The organism is Treponema sp. R8-4-B8 (assembly GCF_054786175.1).
In genome coordinates this window covers 1-457 of sequence record NZ_BDHE01000370.1, presented here as the reverse complement: position 1 = coordinate 457, position 457 = coordinate 1, and the positions used below count along the sequence as shown (strand labels likewise).

Annotated in this window: 1 protein-coding gene; it reads right to left on the bottom strand. The window is 47.0% G+C overall.

All coding sequences use genetic code 11. The features are described from left to right. A partial coding sequence (locus ACYVRA_RS08805; RefSeq protein WP_461252340.1) for a hypothetical protein occupies window positions 1-327 on the bottom strand: 327 nt, incomplete at its 3' end. Window positions 328-457: the final 130 nt, after the last annotated feature.

Genomic DNA, 457 nt, shown 5'->3' with positions numbered 1-457 from the left:
GCCCGTATAAAAGGTACAGCAGTCCCCCTCTATCCCCGTCGCCTCGACCCGCGCGAAAGCCGCCGTCTCAATGTCGGCAAGGCGCAATGCCGTATCCCACCCGAAACACCGGGCAAGGCGGCTCTCGACGCCGTCGGCCAAAATTAAACAAGAGGCCTCAAATTCGATTTTTTTATTATTGGTATTGATGATGTTATCGGTATCGGTACTATTATTGGTATCTATGCTATTAGTATTGATACTGTTGTTATTGATACCGCTACGGTTAATACTGTTGGTATTGATCCTATCATTATCAATACTATTCAGACGATTAGAGCATATCACTCCTGTCTCTTATACACATCTAGATGTGTATAAGAGACAGGCATATTCCAGTCTAAGAGCACCATGTCGATGGGCATATTGCTCTTGAGCTTGCCGAGCGCCTCCTGGCCGTCGCCGGCCTCTATGATAT